5 protein-coding genes are annotated in these 4,699 nt (G+C 45.1%); all 5 read right to left on the bottom strand.

Features of this window, described 5'->3' with window-relative positions:
- Window positions 1-129: 129 nt before the first annotated feature.
- From ACZFYI_RS15985 to moaA, 5 genes are read right to left on the bottom strand one after another with little or no spacing between them, the layout of a single operon-like run.
- Window positions 130-1,218, bottom strand: coding sequence for a ThiF family adenylyltransferase (locus tag ACZFYI_RS15985; RefSeq protein WP_462525130.1), 1,089 nt, complete (start codon window positions 1,216-1,218; stop codon window positions 130-132).
- Window positions 1,219-1,230: 12 nt separating this feature from the next.
- The gene (locus ACZFYI_RS15980; protein WP_462525129.1) at window positions 1,231-1,473 is read right to left on the bottom strand and encodes a MoaD/ThiS family protein; all 243 of its coding nucleotides are present in this window, start codon (window positions 1,471-1,473) and stop codon (window positions 1,231-1,233) included.
- Window positions 1,474-1,513: 40 nt separating this feature from the next.
- Window positions 1,514-2,257 carry a sulfite exporter TauE/SafE family protein gene (locus ACZFYI_RS15975; protein WP_462525128.1) on the bottom strand — a complete coding sequence of 248 codons (744 nt, stop codon included), beginning with the start codon at window positions 2,255-2,257 and terminating at the stop codon, window positions 1,514-1,516.
- 3 nt (window positions 2,258-2,260) lie between these two features.
- Window positions 2,261-3,442, bottom strand: coding sequence for a molybdopterin molybdotransferase MoeA (locus tag ACZFYI_RS15970; RefSeq protein WP_462525127.1), 1,182 nt, complete (start codon window positions 3,440-3,442; stop codon window positions 2,261-2,263).
- A 9-nt stretch (window positions 3,443-3,451) separates the two neighbouring features.
- The gene (gene moaA, locus ACZFYI_RS15965; RefSeq protein WP_462525126.1) at window positions 3,452-4,438 is read right to left on the bottom strand and encodes a GTP 3',8-cyclase MoaA; all 987 of its coding nucleotides are present in this window, start codon (window positions 4,436-4,438) and stop codon (window positions 3,452-3,454) included.
- Between the last annotated feature and the right edge of the window lie 261 nt (window positions 4,439-4,699).

The raw sequence follows: 4,699 nt of genomic DNA, 5'->3' as shown, positions 1-4,699 counted from the left end.
CCGAGGAAGATGCTGTGACCCCCGATATCAGTTTTTGTGCTGTGGTTGGCGATGGACTTTGCGATAGATTCAGGGGAAATGGGTCCCTGTACAAAGATATTTTTTGGGCTTCGTTTTTTTTCCATGAGCTTAATTATAAATCGGTGAATCAATTGCTTCGATACCTCCCGAGATGGAATGGATCTTTTTTCCGGGAAAATGTCTTTCCAATATTTTGACAGCTTTCAGACTTCGGACTCCACTTTGGCAAAACAACAAGATTAACTCTGAATTGATCCAATTTTCATGGTTTTCTTCAATAAGGTCCAAAGGAACTGACTGATAAATATACCCTTTTAGTTTGGGAAGCTCCTCCGGTTGCCTGACATCTACCAAAATACCCGTTGGATATTTTGCCAATAAAGTTAGAGCCTCTTGCCAATCAATAGAGTCCCCATCCCCACATACAACGGCATAATCCATAGCTTCCAAGGCTTCCAAAGAGGCAGGAATCCCTTTTCTTGAATCGGGATTTTGGCTGAGATCCATCGTGTAAGACTGATGTGTGAGGAAATTATAAAATAGCATCTTGTCCACCAATGTACTGCCATATCCTGTGATGTATTTGATCGCTTCGGCGGCTTGAAGGGTTCCAATGACACCAGGCAAAACACCCAATACACCTGTTTCATTACAGTTTGGGATTTCGTAGGCCGTGGGAGGATCAGGGAAAATATCGCGGTAATTGATGCTGTTTTCTCCTTTTCCATTCAAAATGGAGACCTGTCCCTCATTTTGATACACAGCCCCAAATACCAATGGTTTTCCCATAAGGACACAGGCATCATTGACGAGGTATCTTGTGGGAAAATTGTCAGAACCATCGATGACAAGGTCAAATTGGGAAAGGATGGCCCTGATATTATCAGTGCTGATGAATTCAGGGATGCACTTGATTTTGATGTCAGAATATTTAGACTTGAGAAAGTGGGCGGCTGTTTCTGCTTTGTTTAACCCAAGATCACCCTCTCCAAAAAGCACTTGTCTGTTGAGGTTGGAAAGGGAGACCAAGTCTCCATCCATGATGCCAATGGTCCCGACTCCTGCTGCGGCAAGGTAGAGTAGGGCCGGACAGCCCAAACCTCCTGCCCCGATCACCAAGACTTTGGCCTGCCCAAGTTTTTCCTGTGCTGCTTTTCCAAATCCCGGTAATATGTATTGTCTGTCGAAGCGGTCCATTGAATATGATTTTTATCCTCCTGAAAAAGGCGGCAGCAAAGCAACTTCCGCTCCTAGAGGAATCAAGGTTTTGCCAACGGTCATTTTTTTGTTGAGGGCGATGCTGAACTTGGTATGCTGCAAGTCGGGATATTGTTGGTAGAGATATCCCAACAGGACTTCGGTGTCCGGCATATATTCCAATTCCAATTGGTTGGTTTTGATTTTTTCTGCAATCATTCCGAATGCAACTACACGGATACTTGTAAGCGTCATAAGTTCTAATTTACATATTAGAATTGGAATAATTAGATTTTCACCCCGGCCAGATCAACTTTACCGCGGCGATAAATAATACAACGGTCAGGAGGTATTTGATCATGACGGGATTGAATTTTTTGGCGCCAAGGTATGCGCCCAATGCTCCTCCTGCAATGGTCAGTGGCATGACAATCCACAGTTGCCGGTCGATCTCCACCTGAAAACCATCCGCACCGAGGAACCCCGAGACGGAATTGAAGAAGATAAAAAGCGCTGACACTGCGGCGGTTTCCTTCATATTGGTCCAACCCAACATCAGCAATATCGGGGAAAGGATGATTCCGCCTCCAATCCCGATCAATCCTGAAAAGAAGCCAATCACCAAACCCAAGACAGGTCCCATCCACCACTTTCTTTCCATGGCAGGACGGTCCGAAACAGGGAAAACATTTAAGAACCTGAGAATTGGAAAGAACAATAAGATCCCCAAAATCCTTTTGTACAAAACGGTATCTACCAAAATGCTCCCCCCAAAATACGCAGCTGGAATCGAGAAAATGATCAATGAGATAAACAAAGAAGTCGGAAAAGTGCTTGCCTTCCGAAAGGAAAGAAAGGCCATCATGGACACAAACATGTTCATGATCAAAGCGGTGGGCCGGATTTGCTCCGGGGCAAAGTTCAGCAAAGCCAGCACCATCAGATAGCTGCTCGCACCGCCATGACCCACGGAGGCGTATAAAAACGCCACGATGGGAAGCATGAGGTATAGTATAAATTCATTCAATCCTTCTGTCATACTTTACCATTCATAGATATTGACCTTGGTACCTTTCTCCAAAAACTGCACTTCTTCCCCGACTTCTGCGATGCAGTTGGCGGAGCCATAAGAGATCAGATTAAAGGATTCCTGACCGGGCAGGACGATAACTTTTCCATCCTCAAGTCTGGCTTTGAGGAAAAAAGTGAGGTTGGCATTTTTATCAAAATCTTCTGCCAAAGGGAAATAACCGCTTGGTTTCCAAACCTCTGATTTACCCATCCAAGCCTCGAGACAGGGTTTTACATATTGCTGAAAACAGGTGAGCGTGGAAGCAGGATTTCCCGGCAAGGCAAAGATCCATTGATTTTCCCGCTGTCCTACAAAAAGCGGTTTGCCGGGCTTCTGCTTCACTTTATAGAAAAGCTCTTTTACTCCAGCCTTTCGCAAACCTTCTTTGACATAATCATATTCACCCACTGAAATACCTCCCGATAAAATCAGAATGTCATATTCCCCTAAATAGTCATTGATTATTTCCTGCAGATTTTCAGGTTCATCGATGGCTTTTCCGATTTGGATGGCATGGATTCCAAGCTGATGGAGGTAGGATTCGAGGATGGGTCCATTGGCGTTGTAGATTTTTCCAAACTCCAAAGGCTTGCCGATTTCCTCCAGTTCATCGCCTGTGAGGATGATCCCGACAGCAGGCGGACTGTAAACGGGGATTTTTCCCATTCCGACCGATGCTAACAAACCCACCATTCCGGGTGTAATGGGACTGCCTTTTTTGGCAATGAGGTCTCCGGATTTGTTTTGGGCTCCTTTTGCCCGGAAGTTGGCGCCTTTTCTGAATTTCTCAGGGTCAAAAACCAACTGCCCGTTTTCTGTTTTTACCCATTCCTGAGGGATCACGGTATCAGCACCGGCAGGGACAGGAGCTCCGGTAAAGATGCGGATGGCTTCATTTTGATCCAAAGTCAACACCTCCGGATCTCCGGCTTTGCTTTTGGAGACTGGGCGGAGGTTTCTTATTGGATTGCCTTCCTGCCAACAAATGGCATAGCCATCCATGGCTGAATTGTCAAAAGAAGGAATATCGATAGGGGATAAAATATCCTCTGCCAACACCAAACCTGTGGCAGCGCCGAGGTCAACAAAAATTCTTTTGCCGAGAATCAGGTGGTCGTTGAGGATTTTTTTTGCTTCGCTTACTGAAATCATAAGTATTGGCTAACCGCCGATTTTGATCATGCTGCGGTTTTCGATTTTGTCTGCTTCGGCTTTGAGGTAATCAGGTGAAAACTGTCCCCCTAGCATGGCATGTTTCCGGAAAATGGAAAGCCTGATCAGGGGCAAGATGTCCTCACCTTTGCGAAGCGTCCCCAACAGATCCATTTCCTCTTTTCCAAAAAGACAATTCTTCATTTTGCCATCTGCAGTGATCCGCATCCTGTTGCAGTCGCCACAGAAGTGCTCACTCATCGTGGTGATAAAGGCAAAAGTACCTTCATAACCCACCACTTTATATTTTTTGGCAGTATCATGCACCTGATCCTGTAGCTTGACGACATCCATTTCGGTTTGCACCACCTCGAGCATCTGCTTGGCAGTGATGACTTTTTCACTTTTCCAATGGTTGCCAGAAAAAGGCATAAACTCTATGAAGCGGACGTGAAGCGGAAGCTTTTCTGTAATTCTCACGAAGTCCAAGAGTTCCTTTTCTATGATCCCATTCAGTGCTACTGCATTGATTTTGACGCGGAAGCCATGGTCAAGGAGCAAGAGGATATTTTCCCAAACCTGTTGGAATTGGTTTCTTTTGGTGAGTTTGAAGAAAGTTTCGGGATTTAGGGTGTCGAGGCTGACATTTAGGGATCGGATTCCGGCATCCTTGAAAAGCTGCAAATGCTTGTGAACCAAAACACCGTTGGTGGTGAGGGTGAGTTCGACCGGTAACTTGGAAAGCCGCTGTACAATGTCGGGAAACTCTTTTCTGACCAAAGGTTCGCCACCTGTCAACCTGATTTTTTTCACCCCTAGATCTACAAAGGTTTTGGCGATCTGCTCGATCTCTGAAGTGGACATCAGTTTGGAATTGGGCAGGCACTCGATTTCCTCGTTGGGCATGCAGTAGGCACAACGGAAGTTGCAGCTATCGGTCAGCGAGATCCTGAGGTAATTGTGAATCCTGTTATGTTGGTCAATCAGCTTTTCCAAAAGAGATGTCTTTTTCTGTCAGATTCAAATTTGCCAAGATTTGGTTAGAATAAAAAGGGGTTTTTTTTAAGTAACAAGTACTAAATACCAAGAAAGAGAAGCAAGAGAGTAGGCAGTGACAGTTAGCAGTCGCAGTAGGCAGTTATTAGGATATTTCCCCCTGAGTTGTTGCTTGGTATTTACAGTAAATGAAAATACGATTGCTGTGGCGTCATCCTGAAGGAGGAACGACTGAAGGATCTCATTTTCTTATGAAGAGAC

It is taken from the genome of Aquiflexum sp., assembly GCF_977115555.1.
The sequence above is the reverse complement of the archived record's forward strand: the minus strand, read 5'-3'. Positions and strand labels throughout refer to the sequence as shown.